The following is an 18066-nucleotide window of genomic DNA, read 5'->3' as shown; positions in this document are numbered from 1 at the left end:
CCGAATGGCATGTGCTGCAAGCCCACACGTCGCCAGTCTGCCGGTCGGGCACTTCTTCGTCGATCAGCATCCGCTCCCAGTCGTATCCCTGCTCCAGGATTTCATCGAGCCTGGTTTGATCTGACTGGCGATCCAGCGCCTCGCCGGATGTCTCCCGAGTCATACACCAAGCGCATTGGCCTTTTCGCGCAAGACGAACTTCTGCACTTTTCCGGTCGATGTCTTTGGAATGTCAGCAATCACGATAAATTTCGGCACTTTGAAATGCGCCAGCCGGGCGCGACAAAGGGCGATCACGTCTTCCGCGTCCAGTTCGATACCCGGACGTGCCGTGACAAATGCGCATGGTACCTCGCCCCAGCGTTTATCACGCTTCGCGACGACGGCTGCCTCCAATATTCCGGGATGCTCGACGAGAACGGCCTCGATCTCCACCGTGCTGATATTTTCGCCGCCCGAGATGATGATGTCTTTCGATCGGTCACGAATTTCGACGTAACCATCGGGGTGCTTCACCGCGAGATCGCCGGAATGGAACCACCCGCCGCTGAAGGCCTCTGCCGTGGCCTTCGGATTGCCGAGATACCCCTTCATCGTGATGTTGCCGCGGATCATGATCTCGCCCATCGTCAGACCGTCGGCCGGAACGGCGGTCATGGTCTCCGGATCCAGGACATCCAATGACTCCTGCATCTGATACCGAACGCCCTGTCGCGCCTTGAGACGTGCTCGGTCGGGTAGCGGAAGCTCGTCCCACTCTTCTTTCCACTCGCAAACAACGCAAGGGCCATAGACTTCCGTCAGTCCGTAGGTTTGCGTGACGGTGAGGCCCAGGCGTTCGGCTTCGGCGATGATGGTCGGCGTGGGCGGCGCGCCCGCCACCATCATGTGCAAGCCGGAGGGAAGGGTTCGCTGCATTTCGTCGGGCGCGCCTACGATGCGCGACAGGATGATAGGTGCCCCTGCCAGATGGGTGACGCCGGTCCGCGTAATCGCGTCGACGATCGACTCGCTGTCCACGCGGCGCAGGCACACATGGGTTCCAGCCAGGGCAGTGATCGTCCAGGGGAAACACCAGCCGTTGCAGTGGAACATCGGCAGTGTCCAGAGATATGTCGGATGACCACTTAGGTTCCACGCTAAGGTATTGGCAATCGCATTCAGGTAGGCGCCGCGATGATGATAGACCACCCCCTTGGGATCGCCGGTCGTGCCCGACGTGTAATTGAGCGCGATAGCGTCCCATTCATCTGCCGGGCCAAGCGGGACAAAGCTGTCGTCACCCGACTGGAGCAATGTTTCATAGGCTCGCCTGCCGCCTATGCCTGCGTCAACCGCCGGATCCTCCACGACGATTAACTCTATGGTGCCTTCCATCAACAGCAAAGCGTTCTGGGCGAGGGGCAGGAATTCGGCGTCGACGATGAGGAGGCGTGAGGATGCATGCTGAAGCATGAAGGCGACAGTCGAAGCGTCGAGGCGCATGTTGATGGAATGAAGCACGGCGCCGGCCATCGGCACGCCGAAGTGCGCCTCCAGATGCGCTGGGATATTCGGCGCGAGGATTGAAACGACATCGCCGCGGTTGATGCCGGCGCTTACCAGCGCCGACGCCAGGCGGATGCAGCGCTTCTGCAGTTCATGATAGCTAACGCTGAGATCGCCATATCTGACAGCCACCCGGTCCGGATAAACCTGCGCCGTTCGCGCCAGAAATCCGATGGGCGAAAGCGGCATATAGTTGGCCGCGACTTTTTCGAGCATGTGCTGCAACGTCGTGCGTCCTAAGGCGGGTTGAACATCCATTTATCGGCAGCCAGGCCTGCATCCGAAGGCGCGACGGGATTTGCGACGTCAGCCGTGCCGATCGGGGCTGAATCGACGCTGCGTCAAAGCACCGTGCGCTCCACGATATGGGGTGCATGGATCGTCGTGCGTTGCCGTCCGATCCCTTCAATCTCCAAGGTGACGATATCGCCGTGCCGAAGCATTCGGCCCAGCTCCAAGCCGCAACCATTGCCGACAGTGCCGGATCCCAGAACTTCTCCGGGGTGCAATGTTTCCGACTGGCTGACATGCGCGATAATATCCGGAAAGGACCAATGCATCGTGCTGCTATTGCCTTCGCTCCACAGTTCGTCGTTCACAAATGCTCGCATGGCGAGCGACCCGGCATCAATCTCGTCCGCCGTGACGATGACGGGACCAAGGATGTTCGCGCCGTCGAAATCCTTGCCCTTGGCTGGTCCCAGCGGCCCCTGCATTTCCTTGAACTGGGCATCGCGCGCTGTCAGGTCGTTGAAGATCGTATATCCAAAAATGTGCTTGTGCGCCTCGCCAACCGGGATGTCGCGACCGCCCCGACCGATAACGCATGCAAGTTCCAACTCATAATCGGCGACCTTGGAGTAGGAGGGCCAGTTCGTCACCGTGTCCGGGCCAACCACTGCAAAGCGGTTGCACTTGTAATAAATGGGCTGCTGATACCAGATGTGCGGAACTGGCGGTGGCGTGGACGGCGCCTGAGGCCCAACGCCAAGCTGTTCACGCAACTTGGCGCCGTTCCATACGGCGCCCTGCATATGGACCTCGAACACAAGGAAATCCCGCATTTGAATGGGGCGAGGCAGCGGTGAAAGCCATGTTATGCTGCTGGGATCGAGGCCTGTGCGTCCGCTCGCCGCTACGGTGCGTGCCGCGTCCCATGCGGACTCTCCCGCCTCGATCAGGGCCTGCATGGAAGCAAATTCAGCGCGTCCGTCGTCAGCCAGGTCGATGATGCTTTCGTCCTGAGCAATAAGGCCGAGTCTGGGGCCGCTGCCACCGTCAAAGCTCAACAGTTTCATCTATTATATTCCATCGCTGTTCTATTCCGATGCATTTGCTTGAACATCTGTAGGCTTTTGCTGCTCCCTTTCGACCGCCAGACCCGGGCGGGAGACGAATCAATCGAAGCAGGATCGCCATTTTCTGGACCGATCGGCGTTCCGCGTCAGTCCACAGCAAATAGGACAGATGGCGCTCGACATATGTCGTTATCGGGCTAATGTGATTTTTAAACAGGAGCATGGAAAGCGGATGGCAGGCAGACGGGTATCGGGCACACTCGAGATGCTACTGCTCTCCCTGCTCGCAAACCGGGACTCGCTCTCGGGCTATGAGATCACGGCCATATTGGCTGAGCCGGTCTCGCTGATGTGGCCCGTCAAGCATAGCCAGATTTATCCTGCCCTCTCCACCCTTGAAGAGCGTGGAGATATCACCGGCACCTGGATCGTTCAGAGCGGGCGACCTAACAAGAAAACATATGAGATTTCTCAATCAGGCGTAGAGCGTCTTCACACCTGGTTGCTAGAACCCCGGTCGACGCTGACGCAGGATGAGATCAAGCTGATCGCCTATAATCTCGAACTGCTCGGCCGATCGGCGGTGACGCATGCGCTGACTGCCTATCGCGATCAGTGCATGCAAGAAAAGCTCAAGCTCGAGGAGCGTTGGCTGGGCGTGTGGAAATCGCCATGGGCAGATCATTCGGACCGAGCTCGCATGATGGGTATCCGCTCTGTGTACGAGCACGCTTTGGCGATCCGCGACGCCCAGATAATCTGGTGTGGCGAAGGCATCAGCCGGGCTCAAGCAGCCGTGAAACGTACCCGACAGAAGCGCTGATCAAACACGGCCATAGCGACGCCCTCAGTACAGGCGGGCCATATCGAGGTTCAAGCCGCAGGAATTTTTGCACACAGCACTATCAGCGGGTGTCCCATGTTTCCTATTTTAGAGACATATGCAATCAATTACATATGCCGGTATTGACAAAATCAGTCCACAGTATGTTTCTCCTCTCAAGCTTGGTGACGAGTTGCGGATGGTCGGGCTCCGAACTAGGATCGAGCAACAGGAAGACCCTGCCGACTGGTTTTGATGTGGCAAGCCGCACTCAAGAATTGCGCTCGACCTAAGGCCCGATTAGAAAAAGCCTGCAATAATAACCAGTGGAAGCATGCTGCGCCGTCGGCGCTTGGCCATGCCCCTCGCCGATCTGTAATCCCGGCCGGTGTGAGGGCGTTAAAGATTTGTAGATGCTAATGTAAGCGCGGGATCCGAGGTCGCTTGAGCGCGCCCGTATCTCTCGTGGTCCAACGCAGACACGTTCAGCGCGGCATCGACCCACCTGTAGGGCGAGCCGGACAGAAAAATAGAGGAAGTGGGAGAGGATATCCCTTCCCGAGGACATCGCTTCGGCGGCGCTCTTCCTGGCTTCGGACGATGCTTCAAACCGCACCGGACAAAATCTCCATGTCGATGAAGGGTTGACCGTGTCCGGCGGCATGGGCTTGGCCGATGCCGAGGCACAGAAAATGTATGATGCGATGGTGTCGCCGGGCGAGCCTTCCAGCCTGTGGCTGCGCCCTCGGGACCAGCCTTCGCTGCCTCTTTGACATGCTCTCGTTCGAGTGGGCTCGTGCACGGCGCCAGCCCCGATTGGCGCAAACGATACCCGAATTGCTTTCAATGTAAGGATGAGCGGTGTCCGACCTTCACTTGCTATCGTTCTGCCAGCTGTCGTTGCCACATACTACCTTTGAGGAAGACCTGGACCTGATCCCCGTAACGGCTGCCACCGGGATCGCAATCATTGAGTCCAAGCTGCGCGATGGCGACAAAGAACAGCAGGTCGCGGCGCTGCGCGGGAGTGGCCTTGCGGCGACCATATGCCTTCCCACGAACATCCCGCCGCTGCCGTTGCAGCCCTATTATATTATTCCAGGCTCCAATGATCCCGACGGACGGCTTGAGCTCATGCTGCAGAGCATTAGGCGGATGGCGCCCTTCAAACCGGGCTGCATCGTCGTCATAACCCGCTCGGTCGAGGGGTACGCCCTTCCGGATGCGCGCAAAATCGCGTTGAGAGCTTGCGAGAAGCGGGCAGGCTGGCGACCGAACTTGGCACCCGCTTGGCGCTGGAAACCAGTCGTAACTTCGAGTTCAATTTCTCCTTCGTGCGAACCATCCCGGAGACAATGGATGTCCTCGACGAGGTGAGTGAGCCCGGGATCGGCTTTTGCTACGACTTCTATCACCTGTGGGATCAGGAAAATCTGTTGGAATACACCGAGCGCGCCGGCGCGCGCACGTTCGGCGTCCAACACAATGATTGGCGGATGCCCCGCAGTTCCGCTGACCGCCTGTTAAGCGGCGAAGGTGCAATGGACATACCGGCAATGCTTCATGCGCTGGAGCGCGGCGGGTTCAACGGCTAGTATGACCTCGAAGTTTTCTCCGACGATGGGCGCTGGGGTATGGACCTTCCGGACTCGCTTTGGAAATTGCCCCACGACGAGTTCACTCGACGCGGCAATGAGGGATTTCTCAAGGCATGGGCGGCGCGGTGCGCAAGCGCGTACTGATGAAGGCTCGCCGCGACCGATGCGATAATGAAAAGTTTCGAATGATGAATGATGTCACAGGGCTTCCGGTGCATTTGTCTGATCAGATATTAAAGGACCCCCAGATGCGAATATTTGTCGAGGGTGGCCGCAAACATGTTGGATCGTGTGTCGCCGAAGACCTTGTGGCGAAGAGCGCCGGCGTTCGCGTGCTTACGCCGTACGCGGTACGCGGACAGCGCCATGCCCGCCGGGCAGACGGCGGTGATAGGTCACCTTGATTGCATTTCCGTCCTTCAGGAGGAAATGCGTGCCGCCGATGGTGTTTTCCTGATATTTCCGCCGCAGGATACGCTCTGCTTCAAGGGCTTGAATGCGGTTTCGATCGCGTCCAAGACACGATCGATCGCGTCCAAGACACGGCCGGGCAATATTGTCATGATGACGGCCAGAGGCGTGGATAGCACGCTCATCGGGGTGGGGCATTGCGGCGGAATGTGGCCGGCAGAGATTGCCCTCCGGGCCTACACCATCCTGAGGCCGAACTGTTATTTCTAGAACGACGAACGCTAGCGCTAGAATATCGGACGGCGTGGAGTCTATGACTCGGCGTTCGGTGACTTTGGCGTGTCGCGCGTCGATGTCCGCGATGTCGCCGATGCTGCGGTCGCTTGCTTCGAAAACGGCAACACCGGAGACTGTTACACCATAAACGGCAGTGAATCATTTAGCGGCGCGGCCTCAGCGGAGCTTTGGTTCAAAGTTCTGGGAGAGCCGGTCTATCATGCCGGCCATGACGAGATGAAGCGCGTGGAAGCCTATCTCGAGTCCACCGGACTTCCCGAGCACTGGGCCTACGACCTCTGCAAAACGTATGAAGGCTGGCAACGCGACGACAACATTGCGAGCCGCGAGGAAATCGATCGCCTAGCCTCGCTCATCGGCCATGAGCCGCGAACTTATCAGGCTTTCGCAGATAAGACGGCGCGTCAATGGTCCGGGACGCCTGTCCCTGCATCGATCTCATGGGGGCAGTAGGGTGCGCTGGTCCGGAGCAGTGGTGACGGTGTCGTCTCTCCATCCGATCGGCACCTGAACCTGGGTCGCCAGCCTGTGGCGGTGAAGCCGCTATATCGGCAGCTCAGTTTTATAGACCACCGGCCGCAGCGCGAAGCTGGTGGTGACCTGGGCCACGCCTTCTATTTTTGTGAGTTTGGATCGCAGGAAGTCCTCGAAGGCGTTGAGTGAGGCGACCAGAATCCGAAGTTGATAGTCCGCATCGCCGGTCATCAGATAGCATTCCATGACCTCGGGGAAATCGGCGACGGCGGCCTCGAAAATGGCGAGGTGACGGTCGTCCTGCTGGTCGAGCCGGACACGCACGAACGCCGTCACAGCCAGCCCTAGGGCGTGTGGGTCGACCAGCGCCACATAGTTGGAAATGGTGCCGTTTCCTTCGAGGTGCTTGAGCCGTCTGAGGCAAGGAGACGGGGAGAGGCCAATCTTCTCCGATAACTCCTGATTGGTGACTCGCCCATTACTCTGCACCACCTGCAGAATTTTTTTGTCGATCAAATCCAGGTCAGGGGCGGGTGGCATATACTATCTCAGATCTACGGCAAAAAGGAATGATTCTGCCACAAAATAAGCTTGAAGTAGCGGAATACGCAAGGACATGCCGGGTGCAGTGCGAGTATCTAGCTATCAAACATTCGAGGAGCAGGTTCTTGGCTACGATGACGTCCGACCGGCGCACCATTATCGACACTTTGGACATCCTGGAAACACGCCTTCGCTGGCTATCCTCCTGGACTATCCATAGCGCCAACCATCTTCGTCCCAAGCGCGACGGGCTGAAAGTCGGCGGGCATCAGGCAAGTTGTTCGTCGATGACGGCGATCATGGCGGCGCTCTACTTCCATGCGTTGCGCCCGCAGGACAAGGTTGCGGTGAAGCCCCACGCCGGGCCAGTGCTGCATGCGATCCATTACCTGCTGGGGAATCAGGCGCTGGAGCGGATGGAGGCGTTCCGCGGACTTGGTGGGGTGCAAAGCTATCCAAGCCGCACCAAGGACAAGATCCCGGTGGATTTTTCGACCGGATCGGTCGGCCTGGGTGTTGCCGTCACGGCCTTCACCTCGCTCGTGCAGGATTATCTGATCGCGCATGGCCAGGTGCGTGAAGAGGATGCCGGCCGTATGATCGCGCTGATGGGCGATGCGGAACTGGACGAGGGCAATATCTACGAATGCCTGATCGAGGGATACAAGCACGACCTGCGCAATTGCTGGTGGGTTGTCGATTACAACCGCCAGTCGCTCGACAACACGACCGCCGACCGCATGTTTCGCCGCTTCGATGACATTTTCGAAACCTGCGGCTGGCGCGTGATCACGCTGAAATATGGCAAGCGCCAGCAAGACGCATTCATGCGCCCCGGAGGCAAAAGCCTGCAGGAGTGGATCGATAACTGCCCGAACGCGGATTATGCCGCACTTACCTATCAGGGCGGTGCAGCCTGGCGCAGCCGCATAATCAGCGACATCGGAACGAAATCCAACGTCAAAACGCTGATCGACAGCTTCGACGATGATGGCCTTGCCGCGCTGATGGTCAATTTGGGCGGCCATTGTATCGAGAGCCTGGTCGATGCCTTCGAAGGCGCCAACGACGACAAGCCTACGCTGTTCATCGCCTATACGGTGAAAGGCTTTGGCACCCCGCTCGCCGGGCACAAGGACAATCATTCCGGCATGATGAACGTAGCGCAGATGGAGCAGTTTCGTGCGGCCATGGGCGTGCCGGAAGGAAAGGAGTGGGCGAAATGGGGCGGCCTTGGCGATAATGTCGCCACCCAATTGCAAGCCTTTGTCGACAATAGTCCGGTCGCCTGTCAAAAGGCGGAGCAGATGGGGCGACCTGTCCCTGTGCCGGCTATCCCTGCGCCCGAGGGCGAGGAGCAGTCGACCCAGTCCACGTTCGGGCGCATATTGCTCGATCTGGCGAAATCAGGCCACGAGCTCGCAGATCGCATCGTTACCACTGCGCCCGATGTCACCCAGACCACCAATCTGGGCGCCTTCGTCAACCAGCGCGGGCTGTTTCGCCGGCAGGAACTGGCCGATGTGTTCCATAAGGCGAAAATTCCTTCCGCGCAGAAATGGGCGCAACATGCGGCGGGCCAGCATATCGAACTGGGCATCGCCGAAAACAACTTCTTCCTGATGCTGACATCGCTCGGGCTGGCCGCGCCGCACTTCGGCACGCGCCTATTGCCGGTCGGCACAGTATATGATCCGTTCATCGCGCGCGGCCTCGATGCGCTCAATTATGGCTGCTATTCCGACAGCCGTTTCCTGCTCGTCGGGACGCCGTCGGGCATCACCTTGGCGGCGGAAGGGGGCGCGCACCAGTCGATCAACACGCCGCTCATCGGCATGGGCCAGCCCAATCTCACCAGCTTTGACCCGGCCTGGGCAGACGAGGTGGCGCTGTTCATGGAATATGCGTTCGATACCATGCAGCGGAAAGAGGGCAGTTCGGTCTATCTTCGCCTCTCCACGCGATCAATAACACAGGAAAAGCGCGGCGACGATGGCTGGAAAGCGGACGCGCTGAAAGGTGGTTACTGGCTCAGGAAGCCGGTTGCCAATGCCGAGGCTGCGATCGTATTTTCCGGCGTTGTTGCGCCCGAAGCGTTGGCGGCGTGGGAAGAGTTGGCGGACGATATGCCCGGCCTAGGCCTCCTCAACGTTACCTCGCCGGACATGCTGCATCGTGGCTGGTCGCAGAGCAGGGCAGGGCGCTGGACAGGGGAGGCGACCCAGCCTTGCCATGCCGACATCCTGCTGTCCGCCCTGGCTCCCGGAGCGGGCCTCGTGACGATACTGGACGGTTCGCCCGGCGCGCTGTCCTGGCTTGGCGGCGTCAAGGGGATGCGCGTGTCCCCGCTTGGTACCGATCGCTTTGGCCAGACTGGCGATCTGCCCGACCTCTACCGTACCTATCGGTTGGACGCCGACGCCATCGTCGAAGCCGCCGCCGAACTCTTTCTGGGTAACTGACATGGCGACCGAACTGAAGATGCCCGCGCTCTCGCCGACCATGGAGAAGGGCACGCTCGCCAAATGGTTGGTGAGGCCGGGCGACACCGTCAAGGCGGGCGACCTCGTCGCCGAGATCGAGACCGATAAGGCTACGATGGAGTTCGAGGCGAGCGAGGAAGGCGTGGTGTCGCGGATCCTCGTTCCCGACGGCAGCGAGGACGTGGCGGTCGGCACCGTGCTGGCGCTGCTGACGGAGAAGGGCGCGGCTGTTACTCCTGGAGCTGTGCTGGAGGAAGCCATGACCACCATATCCGGGCTGGTCGAGGAATCGCCTTCGCCGCCGCGTCTGGGAACGGCGCCTGTCTCCAAGGACATGGCCCACGCGGCATTTCCGCGCGCGCGGTTCGCGGACAAGGTAAAGGTGAGCCCGCTTGCCGCGCGGGTAGCGGATGCCAAGGGGATCGATCTTGCGACGATCACCGGGAGCGGACCGCATGGCCGGATCGTGCGCGCCGACCTTGCCTTGCCCGCGAGCATCGCCGCGCCTAGTGCCGCAGCGCCGGCCCCGCTCGCGCTCGCGCCAGCCATCGTCATTGCCTCACCGCCGGAGGGCGTGCCGGTCGAAACGGTCAAGCTGTCCGGCATGCGCAAGACCATCGCGCGTCGCCTCACCGAATCCAATCAGACTGTGCCGCACTTCTATCTCACCGCGCGCTGCAATCTCGATCCGCTGCTCAAGCTACGGGCAGAATTGAACGCGGGCCTCGCAAGCCGGGGCATCAAGCTTTCGGTCAACGACATGTTGATGAAGGCGCTGGCGATGGCGCTCGTTCAGGTGCCGGACGCCAATGTCCAGTTTGGCGGCGACGTGCTGCACCGCTTCTCCCGCGTTGATATTGCGATGGCGGTCGCGATCAATGGCGGCTTGGTCACACCGGTGGTAAGGGGCGTCGATACTCTCTCGCTCTCCGCCATTGCGCGGCTGGCGCAGGAGATGGCCGCCAAGGCCCGGGACGGAAAGCTTGCGCCCAAAGGCTACCAGGGCGGCACGGCCTCGCTGTCCAACCTCGGTATGTTCGGTATCGACGAGATGGTCCCGGTCATCAATCCGCCGCAAGCGCTGATCCTAGGCACGGCGGCGGGCATCCAGCAGCCCTGGAACGTGAATGGAGAAATCAGGCTCGCCACCATAATGGCCGCCACCGCCAGCTTCGACCACCGGGCAATTGATGGTGCCATAGCCGCGCAGTTCATGAAGGCTTTCCGAGAACTGGTCGAAGATCCGCTGACCATTCTGGGTTGATGAGACCTGTGCGCGGGTGGGCGCAGACAGGCGCGCCAATTGCAACTAGGTTCGCCGCTCCATGTTGGCGGAGCCTCTCAGCGGGTTCGAGAAGTCACTGATATATGGACTGCAGCTCGCCTACTTGTCCGAAATTTGAAGTCATATTTGCAACAAGCCCTAACCAGTGCGATGCTCGTAAGGACCCGAACCGCCCTGTCCATTCACGTCCAGCCTTTTCCACGAATCCAAATCGTGTTATTCATGCCCGTGCGAGTTCGTAAGTCGCTGATTTGACTGCGACATCGATTGCTTAGGTTAGCCTTGCCGAACGCTCTTCTGGCGCATGTCATGGTCACCGCGTTCGCCCGTCTCGTTCACCAGTTCGGCAGCGGTTTTTCGATCCAGCCTGTCGAAATTCACCGATATTGCTCGACGAGAGCAGCAAGTGAACCTGAATCTTGCCAAATGGCACTTATTTCCTATATGATGCCAGGTGGAGCTATCATGAGCATGTTGCAACCTGTCGAGACAGTCCCGGCGCTGTTCCGGCCTGTGCCTGTCACGCAGGATGAAAGCGGCGCGATGTTTCGCGCGGCCCTCAATCTTTTCGCCAATTGGGGCATCACGGACGAGCAGGCCGCTATGCTGACCGATATGCCTTTGCGCAGCTTTCGTCGCTGGAAGGCTGAAGGGCCAGGCCGCATCTCGCGTGACGGCCTTGCGCGCATGTCCAACCTCATGGGCATCCACAAAGCCTTGCGAATCATCTTTCAGGAGCCGCAGCGCGGCTGTGACTGGATCAAGGCGCCCAACGCCGCCTTCGATGGCGCAAGCGCGCTGTCCGTCATGCTGGGCGGCGAATTGACCGCTCCATTCATGTCTCGGTTAACGACGCTAACCTCGCCCGGGCGCTGACGGCCGTCCTCACTTTGAATAGGGTTTTTACGAAGCCCCTCGGATAGTCCCAGCACGGGTTCCCAATTAGGCAGCGAGTTTGTGTATCGTGTGACCGTCCACAACTCGTTCGATCGATGTGCCGTCGTTAGCTAGATCCAGAAAAGCACCCGTGCATGTCGCTAGATAGATGGTCTCTCCAACATGTGTCATGGCACTCTCGATGCGCCCTGTCGGCTCATAGATCCAGTAATCTGCCCGTGCTTCAGCGCCATCCCCGAAGCGAATGCCTCCTGACATCACGAAAAAATCAGTCGGCGCGGTGTAATGGCGAGCTGGAATTTTTGAGCCGTCTTCGGCCTTTATCATGATAGTAAAATGGCCGTTGTCGAAAACGCGCAGTATCCTGATATCGACACCCGGGTATCCCGAGGGCTTCCATTCGAGTTGCTCCATGTCTGTTATCCCGGAATCATAGTCCTCCGGAAAAAGTTCGTTTGTCAATTCGCGGCCCTTGAGAGTGTGAATCTTTCCGCTGAGGGTTGCCCTAAGTGACTGGCCGTAGAGGAGCATCGGGACGGTACCGTCTACGCCGAGCATCGCCAGCGGGCCACTCGTGTGATTGAGAACAACACCGGGTTCGAGAATTTGGGTTGCTCTGTGCATCGCGCCGCCGGGCTCAAGTACCCAAAAGCCTCGACCCGCTTTGCCCGCAATGGTCTCGACGGCGCCCGATAGGAACAGAACTTCGGTTGGGCCGAGGTGAACATGGGCTGGGGCGACGCCACTTGTCTGGATGCGATAGAGATCGATGTAGCTAAAGTCGTCGTACATTTTCAGAAGCTTCACCTGACCGTTCGCGATGCCCGTATCAGCCCATTCCATGGCGTTCGTATCAATCAACGTTCTCGCGGTATCCATCGTTTTAGAACTCCATGCTCTTTAACGAAAGAGCATGGCTCGACCCAAAAGACTTGTCCAATTCCCGATTTGCAGCCGGCATGCGCCCGAGGAATAAAACGCAACGGAAGCAGCTTAAGGCATAAATTCAAGAAACTTGAATTATAAGAAATTATCTTGCAAGATATGCCAAGCGACGCCTTGGGGGCAGGTTTCTCCAGTCCAAGCCGTTGCGAAAGCATCTGTAACAAAGCCGCCTGCGCGGGCTTTCGATTGGAGTACCTATGCTGGATCATCGTCTGAAGCATGTTGTCGCTGTAGGTCGAAAAGGTTCTTTCACCGGGGCCGCAGAAGTCGTCGGCGTGACCCAGTCTGCGGTAACGAAAAGCGTTGCGGACCTGGAGCGCGAGCTTGGTTACCCGATCTTCCTGCGTACGTCCCGTGGCGCATTGCCTACCGAGGACGGACAGGACTTCCTGGAACGGGCAACCCGTTTGCTCGAAGATGCTCAGGATCTGGTAGGCCGTCCGCGGCGAGCAACTGAAAAAACTACCGAAGTCTTGCGGATTGGCATTTATCCAGCCTCACTCGAATGGCGCCTCGTCGATCCCCTTGCGACGTTGCGGTCACGTTATCCCAGCGTCCGGTTCAAGATCGGTGCGGCAAGCCAGGAGCGTGTCGTTCAGCAACTGCGCAACCGGGGCATCGACGTGGCGCTAGGCTCCACAAAGCTTTTCAACGATCCGGAAGAATTCAAGTGCTATCCGGTTGGTGACCTCCAGCCAGTAATGTTCGTGCGGCGGGGGCATCCGCTACTGACGAACGCCAACGTCACATTGGTCGATCTGGCTCAATATGAAATGGTCTGTCCGTCGAGTGCCATGCCATATGCGGCAGTTATTCGCGAGGTGTATGAGGCTCGCGGGCTCAGCTCCCAGCATTTTGTGCACGTTGTCGATTACTGCCCAATTATGCGGAACCTTGTTTTAACATCCGATGCAGTCGGCGTTGCTACTATATCGCCTAAAATCGCTACGGCAGACGGTGAGCTTGCGGTGCTTGATTATCTCGATCTCTGGCAGCCGCAGCCTATGTCCTTGGCAATTCGTGCCAACTGGCGGCCAAGCGTTGCAGCTCGCGCATTTATCAATCAGACCTGTTACCCGGACGTCAGCTTCGCGATCGCTTAGCGCATGCGGCGCGCGCGTCTACGCGCTGGAGAACAATTCTGCATCCGTCTTGTGCATTCATTTGGGGACAACCGCTGGACACAATAATAGCGGGTCGGCCGTGAAGAACGCGATTTGCGTTTTGGATTAGGATAGATTGGACCGCTGATCTGCCCTGGAGCTTGAGGCAAGGGCCATTTCCCTGGAAGCTGCGGGAAGCCAAGCCGTGAGCAGAGCGCGCAAAAGCGCGGTCAGCCATGCGGCGAGCAGCCTCAGATTATGTCCGGCGGCGACCAGGATGGCGTTTATGGCATCGCCGGTGGCACCGGCAAGGTGATTGCGTTCGAGCAAACCATCGGACTTTGTGTGGCCGATGATCGGCTCGATGGCATTCCGGCGTCTGAGTTCGCGCTTGATCGTAGGTGAGGCGATGCCGCGGGTGTGGGCGATGTAGACCTTGGCCTTTCCGCCATGCTTATGCCCCTTGTAGCCGCGATCGACGTAGGCCCGCTCAACGGTGATGCCGGTCAGGCGCTCGACCTGCTCGATCTGCCCGGAGAGCGTGTGGCCGTCATAGGGGTTGTCAGGCAACGCTTGCATTCCGACGATGAACTGGCCGCCGCCGGTGCGCGCGTTGGTGACCGCGATCGATGTCTTCACCCCGAACTCATAGCGCGTCCTCGCCTTGCCCTTGGCGATGCATTCCACCTCGGGCGCACGCAAGGCGTAGAGCTTGTCTGTGCTGCCCACCGTCTGGATGAGGATATTCGCCACCCGCTCACGCGCGACGGCGAAGGCGGCCTCGAGTTCCTCATTGCCGACGATCTTGCGGCCGATATCGCGATCGAGCCGGCCCAGCCAAGTCCGCAGCTTGCGCACCCAACGCATGGCCTGCTTGTGCCCACGACCGTGGATAAGCCTCGAGACATCGCCCCGCGCCAGGCGCCCGACGCGCAGGAACGACTGCCGCAGCTTGAGCCCGTGCTTTCGGGCAAGCCGGTTCAACCATTCAATGCCGCGCATCAGCAGGTGACTGTCGGTGGGATGGGCAACCGCCTTGGTCTGCACCGTCGTATCCACCGTCACGCGTTCACAAGCCTGCGGCGGCATCGCCCAGGTTTCCATCGCAATCCGCAGCGTCTCGGCCAGCAGCAGTTCGAGCTTGTCGGCACCGATCCGCCCGCGCCAGCGCGTCATCGACGAGCGATCCAGGGGCAGCTTGTGTCGGAAGTACTGCTCGCCGCAGACATACTGGAAGTAAGGGTTCTCGACCCAGCGGGCGCAGACAGCCTCGTCCGACAAACCTTCCATATGCTTGAGCAGATGCAAGCCCGCCATCAACCGCGTCAACAGGCCGGGACGGCCTTTCTCGTGATAGAACCGTCCATACGCATCATCGAACCGCGACCAGTCAATCAGGCGCGCCAATTTCACCAGCGCGTGCCCCATGTCGATCGTGTTGTCGAGCTGGCTGCGGAACAACTCGTCATTGCGCGGGGTGGGCTTCTTCGGCGGCATCGGCAAACCTCGTCGTGTCGGCCAGCGCAATGAATCACAGCCCGATGCGCCGCGGAAGCCCCTACGTGCGCGGGCACGCAAAATCGAAAGCTTTTTGCCCGATTCCGCCCGAAACCTTGCAAATTCCATTGCTTAAATTCCGCCAAAACTCACCCATGCCTGCGGACTTCAGTATTTTTCACGGGCGACCAGCGGCTTTCGGCGGGCTGTCTTGGCAGCCGCCGCGATATGCTCCTACGGCGATGCAGTGCCCCACATTCCTACGACGAATGGGGTATTACGAAGAAGCATTGGATTAGTTTTTGACTTGAGCGCAGCTTAATATTTCTCGGTTGGCAATGTTATAAGAAAATGAGTTCGAGTATCACATTCTATTTAAAGATGTTACATTTGAAAGTGTTGATGGTTAATTAATCGTAAAATCAATATTTACTGTTATAAGTAGCAATAAGCCTTAACAGTTCAATATATTAGAAGGGGGAATTATGAAACGAGAAATAAAACTAACGTTGCTTGCTTCGGCGTTTTCTTTCTGCTTGACAGGGGCGGCCCACTTAGCGGCCGAGGTTCCGAGTGCTTCGCCGGGTGATCCCGCTGCGACCGATGACAATTCGGGCGGCGACATTGTTGTGACCGCGTCGAAGCGCGACCAGAAGCTGCGCGATGTGCCCGCAGCGATTACGGCTGTGACAAGCGAGAAACTCGAAGCGCTGGGTATCGCATCGATGCGGGACTATCAGGCTTTTGTTCCAGGCTTTTCACAGCGTGATAACGGGACGGCAGGCTTTGGCGCCGTCATCCTGCGCGGAATGAATACCGGCCCGCAGCAAAACACGGCGACTGCGGCCTTTTATCTTGACGAGGCGGGCACGACGACGAGCGCGTTTTCAGGATCTGGTGCCTTCGTCAACCCTGATGTCGATCTTACCGATGTTGCGCGCATCGAGGTACTTAAGGGGCCCCAAGGCACGCTTTATGGCGCCAACAACATCGGAGGGCTTGTCCGTGTGATTTCAGTGGAGCCGGATAGCACCGAATTCAGCGGTAACGCGCGCGGTGAGGTGAATGCGATCCATGGTGGCAACATGGGTTACTTGATCAAGAATTCGATCAATGCGCCGCTTGTTGCCGACAAGCTCGCGCTACGCATTACCGGAAGCTACGCCAACAAGGCCGGCTGGACGGACAATGTGGGTACCGGAAAGAAAAACGCCAACACAGGTGAGGCTTATGGTGTGCGCGCAGCGCTCTTGGCGACTCCCACACCTGAACTCAAGATCAGCCTTTGGGGGCTGTATCAAAAGGTCATTGCAGATGGCTACACCCAGCAAGACAACCTCACGAACTCGACTACGCCAATCTATGGACGAGATAAATATAATAGCTACTATGAGCCAGGGAACCGGACCAACTACAAAATCGCTAGTGGCACGGTCGATTATGATCTGGGCGGCGTCACGTCTGTCACTAATGTGAGTTACGTGAAACAGCATACCAATCTCGATATCGATTATACTGGTGTGTATGTTCCAATTTTACCAAGGCTTGGAGTTCCTCTTCCGGCAAATACCGGCGTTCCTGCCAAATTCTTTAGTGATCTAAAAAAATGGACGGCAGATAGTCAACTCGTATCCGAGCGGATCGGATCGTTCGAATTTATCGTGGGCGGCTTCTATTCTCACGATGATCTCGATTTTCGACCAACGATCGCACTCGCAAACAAGCTTACCGGCCAGCCGCTTCCAGTCCCTTATGCCGTGGGTTTGATCGCGCAGCGGACGCTAGATCTCTACAAAGAATATGCTGCTTACGGCAATGTCACCTTCTATTTTACGGATAACTTGGATGCGCAGGGCGGCATCCGTTACAGCCACAATTCACAGGATATTACCTCTACAAGGGTCGGTCTTCTTGCGGGCCTGCAAACGCCAAAGACAGACTCCTTCCACTTCTCCGATAATGTCGCGACGTACCTTGCTACCTTGCGCTGGAGGCCTACCCAGAAGATCAGTGCCTATATCCGCGCGGCGAGCGGATATCGACCCGGTGGCCCGCTCACAACCGCGAGTCCGCCGGCCTCTATTCCCAAAACGATCAATCCTGATACGGTCTGGAACTATGAGGCCGGTATCAAGGCCAGCGTGCTCGACAATAAGGTCGATGTGGCGGCGACCGTGTTCCACGTCGACTGGAAAAATGTGCAGCTGCAAGGCTTGGCCAACGGACTGCAATATCAGACTAACGGCGGCAGCGCGGACATTGACGGCCTCGAGTTTGAGCTTTCGGCGCGGCCGCTTGACGGCCTCCGTTTAAGCTTCACCAGTGGTTATACCAATGCGAGGCTGAAGCGGGTGGATCCCGCAGTATCGGCATCGATCTTTGCCTTCTCGGGAGATCGGTTTCCGCTGACGCCACGTTGGACGGCATCGTCGACTGCGGACTATGACTTTCCGCTCTCGGACGAGGTAAAGGGCACTGTCGGTGCGTCGCTACGCTATCAGTCGAAAAACCCGACGTCCTTCGCCGCAGACCCTGCCAACAATAACTTGCTCCTCGACAGCATCACAACGGTTGATCTGCGTGCGGGCGTGAACTTCGGGTCGGTGACCGCGCAGGCCCGAATCGACAACGTCTTCAACAAGCGAGCACTGGTGGCTTCAACCGACAGGCGACCCGTGGGGCTACCAGGTGTCGCCACGCCAGTTTGGGCGATTCCGAACCGGCCCCAAATGTTCAGCTTATCCCTGTCGGTTGCTTACTAAACTCAGCATCACGGAGCACGCGTCCCGCCGGGCCTGACCTGGCGGGACGCAACGACCGCATAAGTCCCGATAAGCAATCCACTGCCAGGCTTCGACGATCGA

15 protein-coding genes are annotated in these 18066 nt (G+C 58.5%); 10 read left to right on the top strand and 5 right to left on the bottom strand.

The features are described 5' to 3' along the window. Positions 1–159: 159 nt before the first annotated feature. Together U5A89_RS02405 and U5A89_RS02400 are read right to left on the bottom strand one after the other, a co-directional pair. Positions 160–1764 (bottom strand): AMP-binding protein, encoded by a 1605-nt coding sequence (locus U5A89_RS02405; RefSeq protein ID WP_338160146.1) that lies wholly within the window; start codon positions 1762–1764, stop codon positions 160–162. A gap of 125 nt (positions 1765–1889) precedes the next feature. Continuing rightward, positions 1890–2846, bottom strand: coding sequence for a fumarylacetoacetate hydrolase family protein (locus tag U5A89_RS02400; protein WP_338159599.1), 957 nt, complete (start codon positions 2844–2846; stop codon positions 1890–1892). Positions 2847–3015: 169 nt separating this feature from the next. On the opposite strand from U5A89_RS02400, the gene U5A89_RS02395 reads away from it, so the two are divergent. The 5 genes from U5A89_RS02395 (at position 3016) to U5A89_RS02375 (ending at position 6428) form a co-directional block, all read left to right on the top strand. Beyond that, positions 3016–3669 carry a PadR family transcriptional regulator gene (locus tag U5A89_RS02395; protein ID WP_338159598.1) on the top strand — a complete coding sequence of 218 codons (654 nt, stop codon included), beginning with the start codon at positions 3016–3018 and terminating at the stop codon, positions 3667–3669. A gap of 548 nt (positions 3670–4217) precedes the next feature. Further along, positions 4218–4442, top strand: coding sequence for an SDR family oxidoreductase (locus U5A89_RS02390; protein WP_338160145.1), 225 nt, complete (start codon positions 4218–4220; stop codon positions 4440–4442). A 402-nt stretch (positions 4443–4844) separates the two neighbouring features. Further along, positions 4845–5264 (top strand): sugar phosphate isomerase/epimerase family protein, encoded by a 420-nt coding sequence (locus U5A89_RS02385; RefSeq protein WP_338160144.1) that lies wholly within the window; start codon positions 4845–4847, stop codon positions 5262–5264. 369 nt (positions 5265–5633) lie between these two features. Further along, positions 5634–5948: an SDR family oxidoreductase gene (locus U5A89_RS02380; protein WP_338159597.1), complete on the top strand. Its 315-nt coding sequence runs from the start codon at positions 5634–5636 to the stop codon at positions 5946–5948. Between the two features lie 69 nt (positions 5949–6017). Next, on the top strand, positions 6018–6428 hold the full coding sequence (locus U5A89_RS02375) for a Rossmann-fold NAD(P)-binding domain-containing protein (RefSeq protein ID WP_338159596.1): 411 nt from the start codon (positions 6018–6020) through the stop codon (positions 6426–6428). 90 nt (positions 6429–6518) lie between these two features. Here the strand turns inward: U5A89_RS02375 and U5A89_RS02370 are convergent, their stop codons facing one another. Then, positions 6519–6965 (bottom strand): Lrp/AsnC family transcriptional regulator, encoded by a 447-nt coding sequence (locus tag U5A89_RS02370; RefSeq protein WP_338159595.1) that lies wholly within the window; start codon positions 6963–6965, stop codon positions 6519–6521. Between the two features lie 161 nt (positions 6966–7126). Here U5A89_RS02370 and U5A89_RS02365 point away from each other — a divergent pair, with 161 nt between their 5' ends. The 3 genes from U5A89_RS02365 to U5A89_RS02355 all read left to right on the top strand — a co-directional run bounded on the left by U5A89_RS02365 (position 7127) and on the right by U5A89_RS02355 (position 11636). After that, positions 7127–9454 carry a transketolase family protein gene (locus tag U5A89_RS02365; protein ID WP_338160143.1) on the top strand — a complete coding sequence of 776 codons (2328 nt, stop codon included), beginning with the start codon at positions 7127–7129 and terminating at the stop codon, positions 9452–9454. Between the two features lies 1 nt (position 9455). Further along, positions 9456–10739 carry a dihydrolipoamide acetyltransferase family protein gene (locus tag U5A89_RS02360; RefSeq protein ID WP_338159594.1) on the top strand — a complete coding sequence of 428 codons (1284 nt, stop codon included), beginning with the start codon at positions 9456–9458 and terminating at the stop codon, positions 10737–10739. 486 nt (positions 10740–11225) lie between these two features. Further along, entirely contained in the window at positions 11226–11636 is a 411-nt protein-coding gene (locus U5A89_RS02355; protein ID WP_338160142.1) for an antitoxin Xre-like helix-turn-helix domain-containing protein, read from the top strand. Between the two features lie 66 nt (positions 11637–11702). Here the strand turns inward: U5A89_RS02355 and U5A89_RS02350 are convergent, their stop codons facing one another. Further along, positions 11703–12536 carry a cupin domain-containing protein gene (locus U5A89_RS02350; protein ID WP_338159593.1) on the bottom strand — a complete coding sequence of 278 codons (834 nt, stop codon included), beginning with the start codon at positions 12534–12536 and terminating at the stop codon, positions 11703–11705. Between the two features lie 263 nt (positions 12537–12799). Here U5A89_RS02350 and U5A89_RS02345 point away from each other — a divergent pair, with 263 nt between their 5' ends. Then, positions 12800–13705: a LysR family transcriptional regulator gene (locus U5A89_RS02345; protein ID WP_338159592.1), complete on the top strand. Its 906-nt coding sequence runs from the start codon at positions 12800–12802 to the stop codon at positions 13703–13705. A gap of 126 nt (positions 13706–13831) precedes the next feature. Here U5A89_RS02345 and U5A89_RS02340 read toward each other — a convergent pair whose 3' ends face one another. Next, the gene (locus U5A89_RS02340) at positions 13832–15202 is read right to left on the bottom strand and encodes an IS5 family transposase (protein WP_338159591.1); all 1371 of its coding nucleotides are present in this window, start codon (positions 15200–15202) and stop codon (positions 13832–13834) included. 485 nt (positions 15203–15687) lie between these two features. Here U5A89_RS02340 and U5A89_RS02335 point away from each other — a divergent pair, with 485 nt between their 5' ends. Next, the gene (locus U5A89_RS02335) at positions 15688–17964 is read left to right on the top strand and encodes a TonB-dependent receptor (RefSeq protein WP_338159590.1); all 2277 of its coding nucleotides are present in this window, start codon (positions 15688–15690) and stop codon (positions 17962–17964) included. The last annotated feature ends 102 nt before the right edge of the window (positions 17965–18066 follow it).

It is taken from the genome of Sphingobium sp. HWE2-09 (assembly GCF_035989265.1).
In the GTDB taxonomy this organism is placed as follows: domain Bacteria; phylum Pseudomonadota; class Alphaproteobacteria; order Sphingomonadales; family Sphingomonadaceae; genus Sphingobium.
This window is presented reverse-complemented; position numbering and strand designations above follow the sequence as displayed.